We start from the raw sequence: 20,478 nt of genomic DNA on the forward strand, positions 1-20,478 counted from the left end.
CAGGATGGCCCAATGTGCTCCGGTGCGGCAGGGAGCGCGTGAGCGCGCATGGTGGCACGTCGGCAGGCAGCTTCCTGCAGCCCCATTCTGATCACGATGGCGTGCCTGGATGACCACCAGGCTGACGGCTTCGTTCGGGGCAGCCCGTATGGCGGCGGGCCTTGCCGCTCACTGGTCAGCCGGGACCGCGCTGGGCTTGAAGCGGATCGGGGCCTGGAAGCGGGCCTTGCGGGCGGCGCGGCGGAAGACCGTGAGGACGGCGGGGCCGGCCAGGCAGATGCAGACGAAGTTGGTGACGGCCCGCCCCGTGTCCCAGCCGAGGGAGGTGGCCAGGTCGAAGGCGAGGTAGCGGTGGAACTGCTCGGTGAACGGGAGGCCGGGCAGGTAGGCGATCGAGCTGTTCGGGTCGAGGGAGAAGGGCCAGAAGGAGAGGTTGAGGAGGAAGCCGAAGAGGTAGCCGGAGACCGAACCGTAGACGGCGAGCATGGCGACCTCCTTGCGGCCGGTGGCCTTCGGGAGGAAGCCGGCGAGCATGCCGACGAAGGCGCAGCCGAACATCTGGTACGGCATCCAGGGCCCGACGCCGCCCGTGATGAGGGCCGAGGCGAAGAGGGAGGTGCAGCCGAGGGTGAAGCCGAAGCCCGGGCCGTAGACCCGGCCGGCCAGGACGAGGATGAAGAAGACGGTCTCGATGCCGGCCGTGCCCGCGCCCAGGGGGCGGATCGCGGCGTTGACGGCCGACAGGACGCCCAGCATGGCGAGGGCCTTGGAGTTGATGCCACCCTCGGCGATCTCGGAGATGACGACGCACAGGACGATCACGAGGAGGACGCCGAAGATGAGGGGTGGGGCGTAGTTCGAGCCGAACTTGCCCGGGGCGACGAGGAAGGGCCAGAAGAAGGCGACGATGCCGAGGAAGGCGGCCATGGCGATGACCGTTCCGGCCCGCGCGTTGATCCGGATGGCTGCGGCGCGTGCGGTCATGAGGCCGGGTCCGTCCCGTGGTCGGTGAGGGTGGCAGCCGCTTGGGCGACCGTGAGGTAGGGGAGCGGGGCGAGGATCTTCGCGGTCTGGGGGGCGAAGACGGGGGAGGCGACGATGACCTCGGTGGTGGGGCCGTCGGCGACGACGTCGCCTTCCGCCATGACGACGACGCGGTCGGCGGCGCGGGCGACGAACTCGACGTCATGGGTGGAGATCACGACGGCCCGGCCCTCGGCGGCGAGGTCGTCGACGATGCGGATCAGCTCGCTCTTGGCCCGGTAGTCGAGGCCGCGCGTGGGCTCGTCCAGGAGCAGCACGCGGGGGGCGGCGGTCAGCTGGATGGCGAGGACGAGGGCGAGCTTCTGGCCCTCGGACAGGTCGCGGGGGTGGGTGGAGTCGGGGATGCCGGGGGCGAGGCGGTCCAGGATGGTGCGGGACCGGATCCCGTCGGCGGTGACCCCGGACTCGGTGTCGGCCTGGTCGAGTTCCTGTTTGACGGACTCCAGGTAGAGGAGGTCGGTGGGGGTTTGGGGGACCAGCCCGACCAGCCGCCGGGCGCCGGCGGCTGACAGCTTCCGCGGGTCGAGCGGCTTCGGGTCGTCGGGAGTGACGACGGCCACCGAGCCGGCTTTGCGCGGTCCGGAACCCTGGAGGGCCCACAGGAGGGAGGACTTGCCAGAGCCGTTGCGGCCCATCAGGGCGGTGATCTCGCCACCGTGCAGGGTCAGGTCGACCTCGCGGACGGCAGGCACGCCGTGGTAGGTCACGGTGATGCCGCGTGCGGTGAGGAGTTCCGGCCGGCCCGATGTCGGCGCAGGGCGGACCGGTGGGGGAACGGTGTCGGCCAGCCGGGTCCGCAGAGGGGCCGCGGCGCGGCGGGCGTCGCGGATCGAGAGCGGCAGCGGGGTCCAGCCCGCCGCGCGCCCCAGTTCGACGATGGGCGGGGCGATGGAGGAGGTACGGAAGATCTCGGCGGGTGTTCCGGAGACGACGCGGCCGCTGCCGGGCAGGTGGATGACGCGGTCGGCGTACTGGACCACGCGCTCCAGGCGGTGTTCGGCGAGCAGGACGGTGACCCCGAGGTCGTGGACGAGGCGGGTGACCGCGGCCAGGACCTCTTCGGCTGCCGTGGGGTCGAGGGCTGAGGTGGGTTCGTCCAGGACCAGGATCCGCGGGTGGGCGGTGAGGACGGAGCCGATGGCGACGCGCTGCTGCTGGCCGCCGGAGAGCTCGTGCAGGGCGCGGTGGCGCAGGTCGGCCAGCCCGAGGAGGTCGAGGGTCTCCTCGACGCGTTTGCGCATGGTGGCCGGGGGGACCGCCAGCTGCTCCATGGCGTAGGCGAGTTCCTCCTCGACGGTGTCGGTGACGAAGCCGTCGAGCGGGTCCTGGCCCACGACCCCGACGACGTCGGCGAGTTCGCGGGGCGGGTGCTCTGCGGTGTTCCGGCCGTCGACGAGGACGCGGCCGTAGAGGGTGCCGCCGGTGAAGTGCGGGACGAGGCCGTTGACGGCGCCGAGGAGGGTGGACTTGCCGACGCCGGTGTGGCCGACGACGAGGCAGAGTTCGCCTTCCTCGACGGTGAGGTCCACATCGCGCAGGACCGGCTCGGCCGTGTCCTCGTACTGGACGGTGACCTGGTCGAAGGTGATCACTTGGGTTCCTCGGTGCGCTGGGGCGGGAGGGCCGCCCGGGTCGGCGCGGCCGGCGGCGGGGCCAGGAAGCCGGCGGTCCCGGCGAGGAGGATCGCGGCGGCCGGCACGAGCGGCAGGGTGGGCCAGCTGAGCGGGTAGATGGAGGGGTTGAGCTCGGCCGCGTTGAAGCCGACGTTGGCGAAGAGCAGGACGGCGGAGAGGACGCCGCAGCCGGCGACGGCCCATTCGGCGAAGCGCCAGGGGTCGGGCCGGTAGCTGGTCCGGGTGATGCGGCGGCCGCCCAGGCGCAGCCCGGCGAAGCACAGCACGGCCCCGGCGCCCATGGCCGGGAGCCCGAGTAGCTTCGGCGCGGTCGCGTCGAGCAGGCCGTACGCCCCGGCACACAGACCGCACATGCCGAGCAGCATCAGGGCGCCGGTCAGGCGGCGGGAGCGGCGGGTGGCGGTTCCGGCGCGGCCGTAGCCGCGGGAGTCCATGGCGGCGGCCAGGCGCAGGGACCGTTCGAGGGCGTCCTCCAGGACGGGGACGATGATGCCGCGCAGGGCGCGCAGTCCCTTCGAGCGTCCGGCCCGGAGCCGCTTGGCGCGGTGGACGCGCTGCACGCTCTGGACGAGTTGCGGGGCGACGCTGAGGGAGACGGTGACCGCGACCCCCAGTTCGTAGAGGGCGCCCGGGAGAACACGGAGGGCTCGTTTGGGGTTGGCCAGGGTGTTGGCGGCGCCGATGCAGCAGAGCATGCAGGCCAGGCGTAGTCCGTCCGTCGCGGCGGAGAGGAGGGCTTCCAGGGATACGGGGCCGCCGAGCTGGATGCCCGCGTACCAGTCGGGCGTGGGGATGTGAGGTAGTGAGAAGAGGAAGTGGTCGCGGGGGGTGATGCCGGTGGCGAAGACCGCGCGGAAGGTGACGCGGATCGTGACGACGGTCAGCGCGAGGTACAGGTAGTACTTGAATCCGCGCGCCCAGGGCGCCTCGGTGCGGCGCATGGTGATCACGTACCCGAGGACCGCGAGGACGAGGAACAGCAGTAGCGGGTTGTTGGTGCGGCTCACGGCGGTGGCCAGGGCCAGGGCCCAGATCCACCAGGCGACCGGGTGCAGGGTGCGGGGCAGGCGGCGCCCGCCCGTGTCCGGCGCGGGGCCGGACACGGGCGGCTTCGCCGCCTGCGCCGAGGCGGTGGTGCGTGGCACGCGGCTACTCCGTACGACGTCGGCGCTTGGCGGCGTACACGGCCGCGGCGCCGATCAGCAGCACCAGCGCACCGGTAGCGACGGCGGGCAGGTACGAACCGGCGTCGTGCTTCGCATCAGCGGCGGGCGCCGCTTCGACCACCTGGGGGCCGGGCGCGGCCACGGCCGGACCACTGGACGAAGGCGGTGGCGCGGACGGCGTGGGCGAGGCGCTCTCCGAAGGGCTCGCCGAGGCCGAGGGGTTTTGCGGCGCCGTGGGGCTGGACGGTGTCGTCGTCATTGGCGGGCCGGTCGGCGGCGGATTCTCCGGCCTGGGTCCGGTGTTGACATTCGGCGGCAGTGGAGCGGCCGTGCGGGTGTCCTTGGGTGCGGGACCCCCGGTGGGCTGGGTGTTGTTGGCGCGGAGCTGGCCGGGGGTGACGGTGGGCTTGCCCTCGGTGCCTTCGACGTTCGTTCCGCCGAAGATCCACAGGTCGACGCTGCCCGGCTTCGGTTTGTAGAGCATGGCGCCCAACTGGCTGTATTCCCAGGTGTTCTGGCCCGGATTGGCGTGCCAGTACGACCAGTAGGCGGAGGCCGGCGGGGTCAGGACGCAGTCGTCCTGCTGCGGGGTCGGGTACTGCTTGCCGCCCTGGTATCCGCTGTAGCCGATGCGGCAGATGAAGGCGGGGCCGTCGTGGCCGGTGCCGGTCGTGGCCCAGCCACCCTGGTTGAGGAGCTCGTAGCCCGTCGTGGGGGTGGTGCCGCAGGAGCGGTAGACGGGGCCGCCCCAGTGGCTGAAGTCCACGGCGAGTACGACCCCGGAAGTGGTGGTGCACTGGCCCATCGGCTGCGGTGCGGCGCCCGCCGGGGCAGCGGTGGCGGCGAAGGCCGCCACCGTCAGCCCCAGCGCGGCGGCGGTCCTGGCGACCGCGCGCACGAAGCGGTTGCCGCTCATGCTCCCGCTCCCGTCTGGCGGCGGCGCTTCGCGGCGCGGGTGACGCCCCAGCCGCCGAGGGTCAGGACCAGGGCGGCAGCGGCGAGCGTGCCGACCTGGGCCCCGGTGGACGCGAGAGGGCCGCCACCCGATCCGGAGCCACCCGCAGAGCCGGTGCCGCCGCCGTTCTCGCCCGGCGTCACGATGACGGGCGAGCCGTTGCCGCCGGAGGTACCACCGGACGTTCCTCCGGAGGTGCTGGGGACGGGCTCGGGGGTGGTCCCGGTCAGGTCGCGGGTCAGCGTGCCGAAGGAGATGCCGGTGGCGCCACCGACGGCCTGGGTTGAGGCGCGCAGGTCGGAGCCGGTCTGGCCGCCCTTGGCCACGTTGAAGCCACCGTCGCCGTTCTGCTGGCTCGTCAGGAACTTCCGGGCCTTGGCGATCTGGGCGCTGTACTTGGGCGCGTCCAGCGAGAGCCCCTGGATGGCCAGGGCCGCGGAGTTGACGGAGTTCCCGGAGGCGCCCGGGAAGCCGCCGTCTTCCTTCTGCTGGGTGGCGAGCCAGGCGAGTGCCTTGTCCACCGCTGCCTGGGAGTCGGCGTCGGGCAGCAGGTCCACGGTCATGGCGGCCATGGCGGTCGAGTCCACTTCGGGGCCGCTGGGTTCGCCGATCAGGCTGACCCAGGCACCGGAAGGGGTCTGGAGGCTCTTGAGGTAGGCGACCGGTTCGGCCGCGGCGGCCTTCTCACCGGCGCGGAGCTGGGCCATGACACCGAGGGACTGCTTGAAGACGGAGGTGGCGTAGGCGTAGTTGCCCTTTGCCGCGCATTCCTGGACGGTCGAGGTCTTCGCCCGGCAGGTGATCTTCGCGAGAGCGGCGATCAGGTCCTGGCCGCCGAAGCTCCGCGGATCGCGGCCCACGGCCTGGGCGAGCACAGCAGTCTTGCCGATGGAGCCGCCGTTCGCGTACTTGGTGCCGACGAGGGTCCAGTCGTGGATGCCGCGCTTCTGGCCGTCCTTGCCGCCCTTGTCCATGAAGTCGACGATGTTGCGCAGCGCGGTGTTGTCCCCGCCGGTGGCTGCGAGGGCGTACGCGCCGTCGATGGTCAGACCGTAGTCGGCGAACCCGCTGCCGGGCTGGCTCTCGTAGAAGCGGCCCTGGACCAGGCGGGAGGGGGCCGTCAGGTACGCGGCACCCTTCTTCAGGTCGGGCCCTTCACCGGCCGGCGGCGTGGTCGGGGTGGGCGGCGTGGTGGGCGTCGGCGGTTCGGCTGGCTTGGCGGTCAGGGAGACGAGGTCACTGCCGGCGCCCGCGAGGGCGGCCGTCGCGGTGGGGTACAGCCTCGACTCGGTGTCGTCCTCGGCGAAGCCGAATCCGCCGGTCGGGAGCTGGTGCTTGGAGAGCCAGGAGACGCCGGCGTCCGCGAACGCCTCGTCGCCGAGGGCGCGCAGCGCCTGGGCGGCCCAGGCGGTGGCGGCGGGGTTGCCGGTCGTCTCGTAGTAGACCGAGGGCCAGGCGCCGGTCACCAGCTGGGACCGCTTCAGGTAGTTGCGGGCCTTCTGGAGCACTGCCTCGTGGCCGCTGGCCCGCTCCAGGGCCAGGGTGATCAGGCCGGTGGCGCCAGCCTCGCTCTCGCACCCGGGGCTGCCGGGCCGGATGAGGACGCTGGTGAAGCCGCCGTCCTCGCACTGCAGGACGGTCAGCCGGGCAACCGAGCCGGGGGGCGGGGTCATTCCGGCGTTGACCAGGGCGATGACGGCCATGGCCTGGGCGTCAGCCTGCCCGGTCGTACGGAAGTCGCCCTTGGTGAAGCAGCCTTCGACCGTCTCACCGTCGCCGATGTCCCGGGGGCAGGCGTACTTCACGAGGTCGCCGAGCAGGTCGTGCCCGCCGAACGCGCGCGGGTCCTTGCCGGTGGCCTCGGCGACCAGGGCGAGCCGGGCTGCGGCGGTGGCGTCCGGGATGCCGTCCTTTCCGGCCGGGTAGGCGTACGCGTCGGTCTGTGCGGGCGTCGCGAGGAAGTCGGCGATCTTCCTGGCCACCGGGCTCTTGCGGTCGGCTGCCGCGAGGGCGAAGACGGCTTCCGTGGAGAGGAAGTGGTTCGGGGTCGTGGAGCCCTCGTCGACGACGCGCTCGCCGTTCGTCAGCGTCCCGGTCACCCAGCGGGTGGTAGCGGGTACGTCGACACGTCCGGCCGGCACCTTGGGCGGGGTCGTCGGGACGGTCGGGTCGGGGGTGGTGAAGCCGCGGACGTCGTCGGGGGAGAAGGACGGCTTGCCCTTGGTGCCCTCGAGGTCGGTGCCGCCGTAGACCCAGGCCTCCACGTCACCCGGCTTCGGGTTCCTGGCCATGGCGCCTTGCTGGCTGTAGGACCACTTCCGCTGCCCGGGCGAAGCCGTCCAGTACGACCAGTAGGCGGTCGCCTGCGGGGTGAGGACGCAGGGTTCCTTGTCGGGGGTCGGGTACTGCGTGCCGGTGCCCTTGCCGATGCGGCAGATGAAGGCGGGGCCGTCGTGGACGGTGCCCTCCATGGTGAACCCGGCGGTCTGCAGCAACTCGTAGCCGGTGGTGGGGGTGGTGTCGCAGCCCTTCTCCACCTTGCCGCCGAACGGGCCGAAGTCCACCGCGACGATCGCCCCCGTGGTGGCCGTGCACTGCTCGATCGGGTCGGCCGAGGCAGATACCGTTCCGCTGACGAAGGCCGCGCTCGCGGCACAGGTCAGCAACGCCGCCGATACGAGCGACAGCAGCCCCTTGCTCCCCAGGTGTCGCTCTGATTGCTGTGCGGTCCCCACCACGGCCCCTCGTGTCAGCCGGGCGGACCAGTGCGTGGCAAAAAGGGCTCCACAACCCGTAGGACCACGGGGAAGCCGTTCGAACCACGCCGTAGTCCGCGACGGCGCTTCTCGCTGCAAAAATCCGGCTCCAGGCATTCCGACTCGCCCGGCGGTGCCGGGCCTACGGTTGCGGGTCAGCGCCGGATTTCGACCGGCTTCCCCTGGAGCTGAGTGCTTATCAGTCGGAGTGGAACACGCGGATAAAGACACCGTCAAGGTGGTCTGCGTCTCACGCGGCAAGGCACGAGAACCACCCTGTGGATCCAGCACGCATTGGCTGGCGGACCCTTGATCACTCGGGTAGCGTCCTGGGCTGCCACATGGGGGAACCCGGTGCGAATCCGGGGCTGACGCGCAGCGGTGTGGGACGGCAGGGGGCCGTCACCGAGCCCGAATGCCCATCTGGCGAGGCACACCTCAAGCCGTACCACGCGTTCGGACGGCCGCCACCGAGCTCCGGGCTGCCCGCCTGCGAGAGCTGCGGTCGGGTCGGCGTCCCTCATTTCCAGGAGCAGGCCATGTCCCGTATCCGTACCCCGCGCCGCCTCACGCTCGTGGCACCCGCCGCGCTCGGCGCGCTCGTCCTGACCACGCTGCCCGCGTTCGCCACCTCCTCGCCCGCGCAGATCGCCACGTCCAAGACGAACGGCGTGAGCTATCTCAAGTCCCTGCAGGCTGCCGACGGTTCGTACGCGGGCAGTGGCCTGTCCAACGAGTGGGCGTTCAGTGCGTTCGCGGCCGCCGGCACGGCCGTTGTCGACGTCTACCCCGGCGGCGACACCACGAAGAACGCGCGCACCGTCTACCGCAACCTGCTGTCGACGGCGGGCTGGCCGCAGGCCTCCCCAGTGGTCACCGACTACGAGCGCGGCACCCTCAACGCCTACGCCGCCGGCATCGACCCGGCACGCGTCTCGGCCTCCCGCAATCTCATAGCCAACATCTACTCGTACTGGCAGACGGCCGAGGCCGGTTACTTCGGCCCGTCCGGGAACTTCAACGGCACCGTATTCGCAGCCCTTTCGTTGGGCGGCGCCAAAACCCAGGCTGGCGGTGCCCGTGTACCGCAGGCGCTGACCGACTCGATGGTCACCCGTATCCGTGCCAACCAGCACGTGGACGGTGGCTGGACCTTCAACAAGGCCGAGGGCAACCCGACCGTCCTGAACTCCGCGAGCGACGTTGACATGACCGGCGCCGCCATGGCGGCCCTGTGCGTCTCCGGCGTCCCGAACACCGACGCCGACGTCGTCCAGGCCAAGAACTTCCTCAAGAGCAAGCTCGTCTCCAGCAGCGGCGCGTTCAACTCCCTCTACGGGGTCAACACCAGCTCCAACGGCTGGGGTGTCGCCGGACTGAACGCCTGTGGTTTCAACCCGCAGACGGGTGACTTCCTCACCGGAAGCGGCAAGACCCCGATCGACTTCCTGATCGCCAACCAGTACAACCCGGCGGGCGGCTTCAAGTACAAGCCCTCCGACACCACGCCCTCCGCCTACTCCTCCATCGACGCGCTGCGTGCCGTCGCCGGCGGCGGCTTCACCACGGCCCCGCCCGTCCCGGTCACCCCCGGCGCCCCGCAGTGGGTCGCCCAGTCCACCTTCATCGCCGGGACGGCGACCAAGCTGGCGCTGACCGTCGACGACGGGGCCGGCAACCTGAAGGTCTGCTCGGTGGCGTTCACGCCGACCGGTACGACCACCACGCTCGGCGACGTCCTCAATGCCGCGGTGACCGCCGCCGCTCCGTCCGGTTGCGTCACCAGCGTCACGCCGTCGTCCGGCACCGGCACCATCACCGACATCAACGGCAAGGCCAACAGCGGCTCCAACACGTGGGAGGTGAGCGTGGACGGGTCCTCGTTCGCGGGCGCCGTCCGCAACAAGGTCATCAACGTGGGCGACACCATCGCCCTGCGGTGGGGCGCCTGATCACTCGACTTGGTGCGGGTTGCAGGCCGGGTGCCTGCAACCCGCACTGTTGCACCATTGGAGGAACGGCAACGTGAAAGCAGGGCGTTTACCCAGGGCGCCGGAAGGGTCGCGGATGGCGAAGATCGTGCCGCGTCAGGTGATCGTCGATGGGGTGCAGTTGGTCGCCCTCACGGAGCAGGAGTACGAGAGCCTGGCGGCGTCGCGCCGCCAATTCGGCTCCCATGTGGTGCGGTTGCGCATGACACGGGAGGCGCTCACCTCGCTGACCCGGGTGGCGGGGGCGATGTGTGCCCTGCTTCGGGCGGGTGAGGTCCCCGCGGAGGCTCCCCACGATGGACCCGATGCCCCACCACAGCCGCCGAAGGGCCTGCTCAGCGCTCTGGAAGCAGCGGTCGAGCAGGCCCAACGAGTGATCGGGAAGCAGCCGGACGCGTCGCCCGGCTCTGCGAGGGGCCCGGGACGCAAGCGCTAGGGGACCGACGGCGTGGGCCCGGTCAGCATGGTCTTCGGAACGGGCTAGAAGGACGTCCAGGTGAAGGACACCTGGTCGCCAGCGTTGAGCTTGAACTGGCAGCCACCCACCGGGGTGGGGGTGCCGTTGACGGCGATGCTCCAGTAGGCGGAGCCGCCGCCACTGACGTTCTTTATGGTGTCGACGGAGAAGTCGTCGAAGGACGCGTACCAAGTACCGTCCCACGAGAAGTAGTTCAGGCGGGCCGCATCATCGAGCGCTGCGGTCGGGGTGGGTACCTTGGACGGGTTGGCGCCGCCGTTGGTGCCGTCGCACTTGTGGGTGCCACCGGTGGTCGTCGTGACGTCGTGGCCCTTGGTCTTGATCTTGCCCTTGAACAGGAGCCCGTTGGGCCCCTGAACGGTGAGGTTGACCTTGACGGCCGCGTTCGTGTTCGGCTGGGGCGCGGCCTCGGCCACGGCCGGGGCAGTGGCGAGAGCGAGCCCGAGGGCGGCCGTGGCGATCACGGAGCGGCGGGCGAGGAGCTGGCGCATGATGCCTTCTTCCTGAGAGGGACGAGGGTCTGAGCCGACGGTCCCTCCGCCGCACGTGCCCATCCCCTGCTCGATTCCGTGAGGAAACGAGCAGGGGATGCCGGCCCGGGGTGGGGGCTTCGCGCTGCAGACCATGACAGTAAGAAGCAGTACGCATTGCACCCCGGGTACTCCGACTCACGGTGCCATTCGGCCCCGTTCACGGTTGCAGGTCAGCGCCGGATTCCCACCGGCTTCCCCCAGTTGTGCATGCATTCGATTGTGAGCTCCCGCCGCGTGGCCGGGAGCAGAACGCATCGTACGACCTGGTGGGCGTGTGCTGGAAGCGGATCCTGGAGATGCCGTGTGGACGCATCGGTTCCGTTCCGGCGGGCCGTATTCGGCCGGGAGGCAGTGTTACGCCCGGCCCAGCCGCCGCGCTTCCGCCTCGGTCACGGGATCCCCGACCCGCACCCCGTGCAGCACGTGGGCGAGTACCTCGGCGCCGCGGACGACGCGGGGTCCCGGCCGGTTGAAGTAGGCGGGCCCGTCCAGCACCCACACCTCTCCCGTGCGCACGGCGGGCAACCCCTCCCAGCCGGGCAGGGATGTGAGGAGGTGGAGCTCGGCCAGGGTCCGTTCGGGAGGGAACCCGCACGGCAGCACCAGGATGACGTCCGGGCGCGCCTCGCGTACCGCTGCCCACGTCATCGGCTTTGTGTGCTCTCCCGGCGCGGCCAGCAGCGGTTCCCCGCCGGCGCAGGTGATCTGCTCCGGTACCCAGTGCCCGGCCGGCCATAGCGGGTCGAGCCACTCGATGGCCACCACCCTGGGCGCCGGTCGGCCCGCCGTGGCCCGCCGGACCTCGGCGAGGCGGTGACGTAGCTCTTCCCGTCGCAGCTCGGCCGCCTCACGGACCCCGAGCAGGTCGCCCACCGTGACGAGGCAGTCCAGGACGTCGCCCAGGGTCCGCGGTTCCAGGCTCACCACACGAGGTCCGGCGTCCATGAGGCGCACCGCCCGGGAAACCGCCTCGTAGGACACCGCGCAGACCTGGCACAAGTCCTGGGTGAGCAGCACGTCCGGCGCGAGCGCGGCGAGCGCCTCGGTGTCCAGGGTGTAGAGCGAGGATCCGCGGTGTGCCGAGCCACCCACCGCGGCGGAGATCTCCCGGCTGCTGAGTGCGTCCGCATCGAATTCGGCGCGGGTGACGACGGGCACCGAGGCGATCGCCGCAGGCGGCCAGTCGCATTCGTGCGTGCGTCCGACCAGGTCCGCGGCGAGTCCGAGGTCCGCCACGATGTCCGTGGCCGCGGGGAGCAGGGAGACGATGCGCATGCGTCGACTCTAGGCCCGCCCGAGCGTCGGCTCTGGACTTACTAGGACGTCCAACTATATGTTCGTGGCACAAGGTCCGCGGTGCAGGGAAGCCGGTGAGAAACCGGCACGGTCCCGCCACTGTGACCGGGGAGTGTGCTGCCATCCACACGCCACTGACGAGGTCTGTCGGGAAGGCGGGCGGCGCGCGGGGATCCGGGAGTCAGGATACCGGCCGCGGATGTTCCGTGTTGTCCACGAGGATGGAGCAGACACGCATGGCACCGGTTTGTACCCACGACCCTGGTGATCCGGCGGAGCGCGCGCACACCGATCTCGCACGCTCGTAGTTCCCACGGCATTCCACAGCGGCGCACCCCCACCCGGGTGCGGACCGTCGGCCTGCCGTGCCATCCCCGGATCCAACCTGACGAGAGCAGGCATCCATGGTCCGTGAACTCACCCATTTCATCGGCGGAAAGCACACCACCGGCACGTCCGGCCTCTTCGCCGACGTGTACGACCCCAACACCGGCTCCGTCCAGGCCCGTGTACCGCTCGCGGGACGAGCCGACACCGAAGCGGCGATCGCCAACGCCGAAGAGGCGCAGGCGGAATGGGAGCAGTGGAACCCACAGCGCCGAGCCCGCGTGCTGCTGCGCTTCCTCCAGCTCGTCGAGGGCGAGCGGGACAGCCTCGCGCGGCTGCTGTCCGCCGAGCACGGCAAGACCGTCGCCGACGCCCACGGCGACCTGCAACGCGGTCTGGAAGTCGTGGAATTCGCCGCCGGTATCCCGCACCTCCTCAAGGGGGAGTTCACGGACAACGCCGGCACCGGCATCGACGTGCACTCACTGCGCAGCCCCCTCGGCGTCGTCGCCGGCATCACCCCTTTCAACTTCCCCGCCATGATTCCGCTGTGGCAGGCCGCACCCGCTCTGGCTTGTGGGAACGCGTTCATTCTCAAGCCGTCCGAGCGTGATCCGTCCGTGCCGCTGCGCCTTGCGGAGCTGTTCCTGGAGGCCGGTCTGCCGCCGGGCGTCCTCAATGTGGTCAACGGTGGCAAGGGAGCCGTCGACACTCTTCTGGAGGACCCGCGCGTTCAGGCCCTGGGCTTCGTCGGCTCCACGCCGATCGCCGCGCACATCTACGCCACCGCCGCCGCGCACGGCAAGCGCGCCCAGTGCTTCGGCGGAGCCAAGAACCACATGATCGTGATGCCCGACGCGGACATCGACCAGGCCGTCGACGCCCTCATCGGAGCCGGCTACGGCTCGGCGGGCGAGCGGTGCATGGCCATCGCCGTCGCCGTACCCGTCGGCGAGGAGACTGCTGACCGCCTGGTCGCCGCCCTCAAGGACCGCATCGACACCCTGCGGATCGGCCGGTCCGACGACCCCGACGCGGACTTCGGTCCCCTGGTCAGCCGCGACGCCCTCGACCGGGTGCGCCGCTACGTGGACATCGGCGTCAACGAGGGCGCCGAACTCGTCGTCGACGGGCGCGGGTTCACCCTGGACGGGCATGAGAACGGCTATTTCGCGGGAGCCTCGCTCTTCGACCGGGTCTCCCCGCAGATGCGCATCTACCGCGAGGAGATCTTCGGCCCCGTTCTGTCGGTGGTCCGCGCCGCCGACTTCGAGGAGGCACTGCGCCTGCCGAGCGAGCACCCCTTCGGCAACGGCGTGGCGATCTTCACCCGGGACGGGGACACCGCCCGCGAGTTCACCCGCCGGGTCAACACCGGCATGGTCGGCGTCAACGTCCCGATCCCGGTGCCGGTCGCGTACCACACGTTCGGCGGCTGGAAGAAGTCCGGCTTCGGCGACCTGAACCAGCACGGGCCCGACTCGATCCGCTTCTACACCCGTACCAAGACCGTCACCTCGCGCTGGCCCTCCGGGGTCAAGGAGGGCGCGAGCTTCACCATCCCGACGATGGGGTGAGCGCCGTGACCACCACCCTCACCGAGGACCAGCTCGCCCTCGCCGAGGTCACCCTCGACTTCGCGCAGGAACAGTTGGCCCCGCATGCCGTGGCCTGGGATCAGGACAAGTACTTCCCCGTCGAGGTCATCCGGCGGGCCGCCTCCCTCGGTCTCGCCGGCGTCTACGTCCGTAAGGAGCACGGCGGCTCCGGCCTCAGCCGCAGCGACGGCGTGCTCGTCTTCGAGACCCTGGCGACGGGCTGCCCATCCATTGCCGGCTACCTATCGATCCACAACATGGTCGCCTGGATGATCGACCGCTACGGCGACGACGTCCAGCGCGCCCGCTGGCTGCCCGGTCTCTACTCCGCCGCGACGCTGGGCAGCTACTGCCTGACCGAACCGGGCGCCGGTTCCGACGCCGCCGCGCTGCGCACCCGCGCCGCACGGGACGGGGACCACTACGTCCTGACCGGCGTCAAGCAGTTCATCTCGGGCGCCGGATCCGCCGGCCTCTACGTCGTCATGGCTCGGACGGGCGAGCCCGGCCCCGGCGGAATCTCGGCCTTCGTCGTCGAGCGAGACGACCCGGGGGTCTCGTTCGGACCCAACGAACGGAAGATGGGCTGGAACGCCCAGCCCACCCGCCAGGTGATCCTCGACGGCGTCCGCATCCCGGCCGATCGGCGGCTCGGAGCGGAAGGTGACGGTTTCCGCATCGCCATGAACGGCCTGAACGGCGGCCGCCTGGGCATCGCGGCCTGCTCGCTCGGCGGCGCGCAGAGCGCCCTCGACCGGAGCCTGTCCTATCTGGCCGACCGCGAGGCGTTCGGCAGCCGCCTGCTGGACGCGCAGGCACTCCAGTTCCGCCTGGCCGACATGGCGACCGAGCTGGCCGCTGCCCGCGCCCTGGTCCGGCAGGCCGCCGAAGCCCTGGACAGCGGCGACCCGCTGGCGCCGCGCCTGTGCGCGATGGCCAAGCGGTTCGCCACCGACACCGGGTACGCGGTCGCCGACGCGGCCCTCCAGCTGCACGGTGGCTACGGCTACCTCAGCGAGTACGGCATCGAGAAGATCGTCCGCGACCTGCGGGTCCACCAGATCCTGGAAGGCACCAACGAAGTCATGCGCGTCATCGTCGCGCGCGGACTGACGGAGACCCTGCGATGACCAACGACAAGCCCGTGGACCACCAGCACGATCACGACCACGTCCTCCTGCGTACCGAAGGCCGCGCCGCTTACATCACCCTCAACCGGCCGAAGGCCCTCAACGCCCTCAGCCACCCCATGGTGCTCCGCATCGAGGAGGCCCTCACGGCCTGGGCGGACGACCCCTCCGTCGAGGTGGTCGTGATCGAAGGGGCCGGAGACCGGGGCCTGTGCGCCGGGGGAGACATTCGCGCGATCTACGAGGACGCCCGCACCGGCGGCACCGCCTCGGCGGACTTCTGGCACGACGAGTACCGCCTCAACGCCCTGATCGCCCGCTACTCCAAGCCGTACGTCGCCCTCATGGACGGCATCGTCATGGGCGGCGGGGTCGGCGTCTCGGCCCACGGCAGCGTCCGCATCGTCACCGAACGGTCCAAGGTCGCGATGCCCGAGACCGGCATCGGCTTCGTCCCCGACGTCGGCGGCACCTACCTCCTTGCCCTCGCCCCCGGAGAACTCGGTACCCACCTCGCCCTCACGGGAGCCCCCGTCGGCGCCGCCGACGCGCTCCTTTGCGGACTCGCCGACCACTTCGTACCCTCGACCGCGCTGCCGGCGGTGGCCCGGGATCTGACTACGGACTCCGTCCACGCCGTACTGGAACGGCACGTGGAGGAGCCCCCGGCAGGGACCCTTGCCGCGGCCCAGGAGTGGATCGACCACTGCTACGCCGCCGACACCGCGGAGGAGATCGTCGCCCGGCTGACGGCCTCGGGCGTCCCCGCCGCGAAGGCCGCGGCGGACACCCTGGCGGCCAAGTCCCCGACCGCCGTCAAGGTCACCCTGGCCGCGCTCCGCCGGGCACGGCGGCTCGGCCCGCTGGAGCGCGTACTGGAGCAGGAGTACCGCATCTCCTGCGCGGCCCTGTCCTCGCCCGACCTGGTCGAGGGCATCCGCGCCCAGGTCATCGACAAGGACCGCAACCCGCACTGGTCCCCGGCCGTGCTGGAGGACGTCACCCCGGCGGACGTGGACCGGTTCTTCGCCCCGCTCGACGCGAGCGAGCTCCGGCTCGTCGCGACCGCTTCGTCGCAGGAGGTCGTCTGGTGAGCAGCACCGTCGCATTCATCGGGCTCGGACACATGGGCGGACCCATGGCAGCCAACCTGGTCAAGGCCGGACACCGAGTCCTCGGCTTCGACCTCGTCCCCGAGCTGCTGGCCGCCGCCGGCGCGGCCGGAGTCGAGCCCGCCGGGTCCGCGGCCGAGGCCGCCGGCACGGCCGACGTGGTGATCACCATGCTCCCCGCCGGGCGCCACGTCCTCGCCCTCTACCGTGACCAGCTGCTGCTGGCCGCCGCCCGCCCCGGGACCCTGTTCGTCGACTGCTCCACCATCGACGTGGCCGACGCCCGCGCCGCGCACGAGGCGGTCGTCGCGGCCGGACACCGGGCGCTCGACGCCCCTGTGTCCGGGGGCGTGGTGGGCGCGGAAGCCGCCACGCTCACCTTCATGGTGGGCGGAGGCGAGGCGGAGTTCGCCGCTGCCGAGCCGCTGCTCGATGCCATGGGCAAGAAGGCCGTGCACTGCGGGGCGGCGGGCGCCGGACAGGCCGCGAAGATCTGCAACAACATGATCCTCGCCGTCTCCATGATCGGCGTCAGTGAGGCCTTCGTCCTCGCCGAGAGCCTGGGCCTGGACCACCAGGCGCTCTACGACGTCGCCTCCACCGCCTCCGGCCAGTGCTGGGCCCTCACCGTCAACTGCCCCGTCCCCGGACCAGTCCCGACGAGCCCGGCCAACCGCGACTACCGGCCGGGCTTCGCCGCCCCGTTGATGGCGAAGGACCTGGGCCTCGCCGCGAACGCCCTGCGGGCCGGCGGGGTGGACGCCCCGCTGGGCCTCAAGGCCGCAGAGCTGTACGCCGCGTTCGCCGAGGGCGAGGGCGCGGGCCTGGACTTCTCGGCGATCGTCCGCACCCTCCGCCCCGCCGGAGCGAACCAGAACGGAAATCCCGCATGACCGCCTACGAGACCATCCTGCTCGAACGCAAGGGCCGCGTGGCCGTCCTCACCCTCAACCGGCCCGAGGCGCTCAACGCCCTGAACCTCAAGGTCATGACCGAGGTCGTGGCTGCCGCCGAGGAACTCGACCGGGACCCGGAGGTCGGCTGCATCGTCCTCACCGGCTCGGCGAAAGCCTTCGCGGCGGGGGCGGACATCAAGGAGATGCGTCCGCAGAGCTACATGGACATGTACCTCTCTGACTGGTTCACGGCATGGGACCGTCTGGGCCAGGTACGTACCCCCACCCTGGCGGCGGTCTCCGGCTACGCCCTGGGCGGTGGCTGCGAACTGGCCATGCTCTGCGACATCTTGCTCGCCGCCGACACCGCGAAGTTCGGCCAGCCTGAGATCAAGCTCGGCGTCATCCCCGGCATCGGCGGCTCCCAGCGCCTCACCCGCGCCGTCGGCAAGGCCAAGGCGATGGAGCTGTGCCTGACCGGCCGCACCATGGACGCGGCCGAGGCCGAGCGCGCCGGCCTGGTCTCGCGCGTCGTCCCCGCCGACGAGCTGCTCGCAGAGGCCCTCGCCGTGGCCACGACCGTCGCCGACATGTCCAAGCCGGTCGCGATGATGGCCAAGGAGGCCGTGAACCGGGCCTTCGAGACCACCCTCACCGAAGGCGTCCGCTTCGAACGCCGCCTCTTCCACGCGGTGTTCGCCACCGCCGACCAGAAGGAGGGCATGTCCGCCTTCGTGGACAAGCGCCCGCCGCTCTTCACGCACGGCTGAGTACGACCGGCGTCCGGGGGATGGCCGGCTACCGTCCCCGGACACTGGTGCGCACCTGCTTGCGGTCTCGACGCCATAACGATGCCCGCGCCACGCGTCTTGCACCTCGGGCATGCCCTGTGATCACAGCCTCACGGTCTTGGTCGCGGGCCCGTCACGCGGTAGCGTAAGCGCGACATAAAGACATAGTGGCGACGGCGAGACGGAAGTCCGGTGTGAATCCGGCATGGTCGCGCCACTGTGTGCTGCGGCGACTGCCCCTGGGGGTTGCCGCAGCGAGTCAGACCCGAGGACCGTCGTCCTGCACCACCGTATGGGACGCGTTGTTCCCCGAGGAGGTTCCATCATGGCCGAGGCCCTCGCTTCTGCTGCCATACCCGCCCCCGCCGTCTCGCCGTCGGCTCCGCTGCCCGTGAAGGCCGTCCTGCCCTGGGCGCTGTTCGTCGGTCTCCTGATGCTCGTGGCGCTGTACTTCGTCGGCGCGGAGCAGGGTGCCACCGCCGTGTTCTCCGGTGAGGGCGTCCATGAGTGGGTCCACGACGGACGCCACCTGCTCGGCTTCCCCTGCCACTGAGACGCCTGCACATCATGTACGCCTCCACTGTCAGAGCTCTGCTGGTCCGCGGCATGCTCGCGGGCCTGATCGCCGGACTGTTCGCCTTCGCCGTCGCCTACGTGGTTGGTGAGCCCCCGGTGCGGGGTTCCATCGCCGTCGAGGAGGCCACGGCCGCCAAGGAAGCCGCCCCCGCAGCCGGTCACGCCGGTCACGGCGGCGATGCCGCCCCGGCCGCCGCCGAGGAGGAGGAAGAGCTCGTCAGCCGTCCCGTTCAGTCCACCGTGGGTCTCGCCACCGGTGTGCTGGTCTACGGGGTCGCGCTGGGCGGCATCGCCTCCCTCGCGTTCTCCTTCGTCCTGGGCCGCGTCGGCGGGTTCAGCCCGCGGGCGACGGCCGCGCTCACGGCGGCCGGTGCTTTCGCCACGGTCTACTTCGTGCCGTTCCTGAAGTACCCGGCCAGCCCGCCCGCCGTCGGTAACCCCGACACCATCGGGCAGCGCACCACGCTGTTCTTCCTGATGATCCTGCTCAGCGTCCTGCTCGGCGTCGGCGCGATCATCCTGGGACGGCGCCTGGCACCGCGCCTGGGCAACTGGAACGCCACGCTCGCCGCCGGCGCGGGCTTCGTCGTCGCCACGGGCCTGGCCTTCCTGGTCCTCCCGGACAACACGGACGCCGTCAAGCCCGAGTTCCCCGCGGCCCTGCTGTGGGAGTTCCGGGTCGCGTCGGTGACCGTCCAGGTCGTGATGTGGGCCGTCTTCGGAATCGTCTTCGGCGTCCTCGCCCAGCGGCTCCTGGCCCACCGCACCGACCCGGCGGGCACGGAGGCCCCGGCTGCTCAGCCGGAGCCGGCCCTCGGCTGAACGAAGAACCACAGCCGGCCCCAGAGCCCTGTCGCCCCTGTACCTGTGGGGGAGACGCGGCTCTGGCCGTATCCCACACCGAGCGGCGCCGCCGGGCACCCAGTCCTCAGACTCCCTGCGGGAGCGGGCGCTGCGCCGGCCCGGTGTAGACGCCCAGGGGGCGGATCAGTGCGTTGTGGGCGAGCTGTTCGGTGATGTGGGCCGTCCACCCGGCGACCCGGCTCATGACGAACAGAGGCGTGAACATGGGTACGTCGAAGCCCATCAGGCGGTAGGCGAGCGCGGCCGGGTAGTCCAGGTTCGGGTGGATGCCCTTGCGGCTGATCATCGCGTGGCGTAGCGATGAGTGCAGCGCGGCGAGGCGGGTCGTCTCCGGGCTCGCGGCCCGTGCGACGAGCCGGTCGGTTGCCTCCTGCATGATCGGGACGCGGGAGTCGCCGTGCTTGTAGACCCGGTGGCCGAACCCCATGATCTTGCGCTTTTCGTTCAGGGCACGGTCCAGCCAGTCGGCGGCCTGCTCGGGGTCGCCGATCTCCCGCAGCATGTGCATGACCGCTTCGTTCGCGCCGCCGTGCAGGGACCCCTTGAGCGCGCCGATCGCCGCCGTGACGGCGCTGTAGAGGTCGGAGAGGGTGGAGGTGACGACCCGGGCGGTGAAGGTCGAGGCGTTGAAGCTGTGTTCGGCGTAGAGGATGAGCGAGATCTCGAAGCAGCGGACCACCTCGGGGGCTGGGACCGTGCCGAAGCACATGTGGAAGAAGTTCTCCGCGTATCCGAGGTCAGGATCCGGTTGGATGGGGTCCTGTCCGAGTCGACGCCGGTGGTCGGCGGCGACGACCACGGGCAGCTTGGCGAGTAGGCCGAGCGACTTGGCGAGATGGCCGGCGGTGCCCTCCTCGTCCTCGGTGGGGTCCTCCGCGCCGAAGAAGCTGACGGCGGTGCGGAGCACGTCCATGGGGTGGCAGGTTCGGGGGAGGCCGGCCAGGAGTTCGGCCGTGGTGCGGTCGAGCGGGCGCAGGGCCCGCTCCCGGGCCCGGAACCGCTCCAGCTCGCCGGCGTCCGGCAACTCCCCGTGCCACAGCAGGTACGCGACCTCATCGAAGGAGCGGTGCGCGGCCAACTCCTGCACCGGATAGCCGCGATAGGCCAGGGAGTTGGTCTCCTCGAACACGGTGGAGATCGCGGTGGTGTCGACGACGACGCCGGCGAGGCCGCGGTGGATCTCAGGGATGGTGGCGGTCATGGCTCACTCCGGTGGGGTCAGGTGCCGGGCGGCAGGGTGAAGTCGAAGACGCTTCCGTCGAATGCGGTGTACGCCTCGTAGTCGAGGACCTCGTACAGGCGGGAGCGGGTCTGCATGCGGGGGAGGAGGG

Annotated in this window: 17 protein-coding genes and 4 riboswitches; of the genes, 9 read left to right on the forward strand and 8 right to left on the reverse strand. The window is 71.1% G+C overall.

Translation table 11 applies throughout. The features are described from left to right. Positions 1-168: 168 nt before the first annotated feature. The 5 genes from ACS04_RS28695 to ACS04_RS28715 are packed head-to-tail and all read right to left on the reverse strand — an operon-like array spanning position 169 to position 7,534. Entirely contained in the window at positions 169-984 is an 816-nt protein-coding gene (locus ACS04_RS28695) for an ECF transporter S component (RefSeq protein WP_048479688.1), read from the reverse strand. Next, positions 981-2,636 carry an ABC transporter ATP-binding protein gene (locus ACS04_RS28700; protein WP_048479689.1) on the reverse strand — a complete coding sequence of 552 codons (1,656 nt, stop codon included), beginning with the start codon at positions 2,634-2,636 and terminating at the stop codon, positions 981-983. The genes ACS04_RS28695 and ACS04_RS28700 overlap by 4 nt, the downstream gene beginning before the upstream one ends. Further along, positions 2,633-3,823 carry an energy-coupling factor transporter transmembrane component T gene (locus tag ACS04_RS28705; protein WP_048479690.1) on the reverse strand — a complete coding sequence of 397 codons (1,191 nt, stop codon included), beginning with the start codon at positions 3,821-3,823 and terminating at the stop codon, positions 2,633-2,635. Before ACS04_RS28705 ends, ACS04_RS28700 begins: the two co-directional genes overlap by 4 nt. Before the next feature lie 4 nt (positions 3,824-3,827). Then, entirely contained in the window at positions 3,828-4,760 is a 933-nt protein-coding gene (locus tag ACS04_RS28710; protein ID WP_048479691.1) for a hypothetical protein, read from the reverse strand. Further along, positions 4,757-7,534, reverse strand: a complete 2,778-nt coding sequence (locus tag ACS04_RS28715) for a prenyltransferase/squalene oxidase repeat-containing protein (RefSeq protein WP_048479773.1) — start codon at positions 7,532-7,534, stop codon at positions 4,757-4,759. The genes ACS04_RS28710 and ACS04_RS28715 overlap by 4 nt, the downstream gene beginning before the upstream one ends. A gap of 116 nt (positions 7,535-7,650) precedes the next feature. Beyond that, positions 7,651-7,777, reverse strand: a riboswitch (cobalamin riboswitch). Positions 7,778-7,857: 80 nt separating this feature from the next. Beyond that, a riboswitch (cobalamin riboswitch) is annotated at positions 7,858-7,996 on the forward strand. A 98-nt stretch (positions 7,997-8,094) separates the two neighbouring features. Here ACS04_RS28715 and ACS04_RS28720 point away from each other — a divergent pair. Together ACS04_RS28720 and ACS04_RS28725 are read left to right on the forward strand one after the other, a co-directional pair. Continuing rightward, positions 8,095-9,507, forward strand: coding sequence for a prenyltransferase/squalene oxidase repeat-containing protein (locus ACS04_RS28720; protein ID WP_048479692.1), 1,413 nt, complete (start codon positions 8,095-8,097; stop codon positions 9,505-9,507). 115 nt (positions 9,508-9,622) lie between these two features. After that, the gene (locus ACS04_RS28725) at positions 9,623-9,982 is read left to right on the forward strand and encodes a hypothetical protein (RefSeq protein WP_048479693.1); all 360 of its coding nucleotides are present in this window, start codon (positions 9,623-9,625) and stop codon (positions 9,980-9,982) included. A 44-nt stretch (positions 9,983-10,026) separates the two neighbouring features. Here ACS04_RS28725 and ACS04_RS28730 read toward each other — a convergent pair whose 3' ends face one another. Continuing rightward, a complete protein-coding gene (locus ACS04_RS28730; protein ID WP_048479694.1) occupies positions 10,027-10,515 on the reverse strand; it encodes a DUF4430 domain-containing protein in 489 nt (162 codons plus the stop codon). A gap of 145 nt (positions 10,516-10,660) precedes the next feature. Beyond that, positions 10,661-10,817: riboswitch (cobalamin riboswitch) on the reverse strand. A 94-nt stretch (positions 10,818-10,911) separates the two neighbouring features. Beyond that, entirely contained in the window at positions 10,912-11,832 is a 921-nt protein-coding gene (locus ACS04_RS28735) for a cobalamin-binding protein (RefSeq protein WP_048479695.1), read from the reverse strand. A gap of 48 nt (positions 11,833-11,880) precedes the next feature. Then, positions 11,881-12,065, forward strand: a riboswitch (cobalamin riboswitch). A 192-nt stretch (positions 12,066-12,257) separates the two neighbouring features. On the opposite strand from ACS04_RS28735, the gene ACS04_RS28740 reads away from it, so the two are divergent. The 7 genes from ACS04_RS28740 (at position 12,258) to ACS04_RS28770 (ending at position 19,105) form a co-directional block, all read left to right on the forward strand. Then, positions 12,258-13,757 carry a CoA-acylating methylmalonate-semialdehyde dehydrogenase gene (locus ACS04_RS28740; protein ID WP_048479696.1) on the forward strand — a complete coding sequence of 500 codons (1,500 nt, stop codon included), beginning with the start codon at positions 12,258-12,260 and terminating at the stop codon, positions 13,755-13,757. Beyond that, positions 13,754-14,908: an acyl-CoA dehydrogenase family protein gene (locus ACS04_RS28745; protein ID WP_048479697.1), complete on the forward strand. Its 1,155-nt coding sequence runs from the start codon at positions 13,754-13,756 to the stop codon at positions 14,906-14,908. Before ACS04_RS28740 ends, ACS04_RS28745 begins: the two co-directional genes overlap by 4 nt. Beyond that, complete coding sequence (locus ACS04_RS28750; RefSeq protein ID WP_048479698.1) at positions 14,905-16,002, forward strand: enoyl-CoA hydratase/isomerase family protein; 1,098 nt, start codon at positions 14,905-14,907, stop codon at positions 16,000-16,002. The genes ACS04_RS28745 and ACS04_RS28750 overlap by 4 nt, the downstream gene beginning before the upstream one ends. Next, on the forward strand, positions 15,999-16,913 hold the full coding sequence (mmsB, locus tag ACS04_RS28755) for a 3-hydroxyisobutyrate dehydrogenase (protein WP_048479699.1): 915 nt from the start codon (positions 15,999-16,001) through the stop codon (positions 16,911-16,913). The genes ACS04_RS28750 and mmsB overlap by 4 nt, the downstream gene beginning before the upstream one ends. Beyond that, complete coding sequence (locus ACS04_RS28760; protein WP_048479700.1) at positions 16,910-17,686, forward strand: enoyl-CoA hydratase; 777 nt, start codon at positions 16,910-16,912, stop codon at positions 17,684-17,686. Before mmsB ends, ACS04_RS28760 begins: the two co-directional genes overlap by 4 nt. A 346-nt stretch (positions 17,687-18,032) precedes the next feature. Then, entirely contained in the window at positions 18,033-18,260 is a 228-nt protein-coding gene (locus tag ACS04_RS28765) for a CbtB domain-containing protein (RefSeq protein WP_048479701.1), read from the forward strand. A 14-nt stretch (positions 18,261-18,274) separates the two neighbouring features. After that, positions 18,275-19,105: a CbtA family protein gene (locus ACS04_RS28770; protein WP_048479702.1), complete on the forward strand. Its 831-nt coding sequence runs from the start codon at positions 18,275-18,277 to the stop codon at positions 19,103-19,105. A gap of 106 nt (positions 19,106-19,211) precedes the next feature. Here the strand turns inward: ACS04_RS28770 and ACS04_RS28775 are convergent, their stop codons facing one another. Next, positions 19,212-20,348, reverse strand: a complete 1,137-nt coding sequence (locus tag ACS04_RS28775; RefSeq protein WP_048479703.1) for a bifunctional 2-methylcitrate synthase/citrate synthase — start codon at positions 20,346-20,348, stop codon at positions 19,212-19,214. Positions 20,349-20,478: the final 130 nt, after the last annotated feature.

The organism is Streptomyces roseus (assembly GCF_001044425.1).
GTDB lineage: Bacteria > Actinomycetota > Actinomycetes > Streptomycetales > Streptomycetaceae > Streptomyces > Streptomyces roseus.

What these genes read in the sequence shown, in the direction of transcription:
- ACS04_RS28695 (WP_048479688.1), bottom strand. Translation starts at nt 984, where the DNA reads ATGACCGCACGCGCCGCAGCCATCCGGATCAACGCGCGGGCCGGAACG.
- ACS04_RS28710 (WP_048479691.1), bottom strand. Translation starts at nt 4,760, where the DNA reads ATGAGCGGCAACCGCTTCGTGCGCGCGGTCGCCAGGACCGCCGCCGCG.
- ACS04_RS28720 (WP_048479692.1), top strand. Translation starts at nt 8,095, where the DNA reads ATGTCCCGTATCCGTACCCCGCGCCGCCTCACGCTCGTGGCACCCGCC.
- ACS04_RS28725 (WP_048479693.1), top strand. Translation starts at nt 9,623, where the DNA reads ATGGCGAAGATCGTGCCGCGTCAGGTGATCGTCGATGGGGTGCAGTTG.
- ACS04_RS28730 (WP_048479694.1), bottom strand. Translation starts at nt 10,515, where the DNA reads ATGCGCCAGCTCCTCGCCCGCCGCTCCGTGATCGCCACGGCCGCCCTC.
- ACS04_RS28735 (WP_048479695.1), bottom strand. Translation starts at nt 11,832, where the DNA reads ATGCGCATCGTCTCCCTGCTCCCCGCGGCCACGGACATCGTGGCGGAC.
- ACS04_RS28740 (WP_048479696.1), top strand. Translation starts at nt 12,258, where the DNA reads ATGGTCCGTGAACTCACCCATTTCATCGGCGGAAAGCACACCACCGGC.
- ACS04_RS28750 (WP_048479698.1), top strand. Translation starts at nt 14,905, where the DNA reads ATGACCAACGACAAGCCCGTGGACCACCAGCACGATCACGACCACGTC.
- ACS04_RS28760 (WP_048479700.1), top strand. Translation starts at nt 16,910, where the DNA reads ATGACCGCCTACGAGACCATCCTGCTCGAACGCAAGGGCCGCGTGGCC.
- ACS04_RS28765 (WP_048479701.1), top strand. Translation starts at nt 18,033, where the DNA reads ATGGCCGAGGCCCTCGCTTCTGCTGCCATACCCGCCCCCGCCGTCTCG.
- ACS04_RS28770 (WP_048479702.1), top strand. Translation starts at nt 18,275, where the DNA reads ATGTACGCCTCCACTGTCAGAGCTCTGCTGGTCCGCGGCATGCTCGCG.
- ACS04_RS28775 (WP_048479703.1), bottom strand. Translation starts at nt 20,348, where the DNA reads ATGACCGCCACCATCCCTGAGATCCACCGCGGCCTCGCCGGCGTCGTC.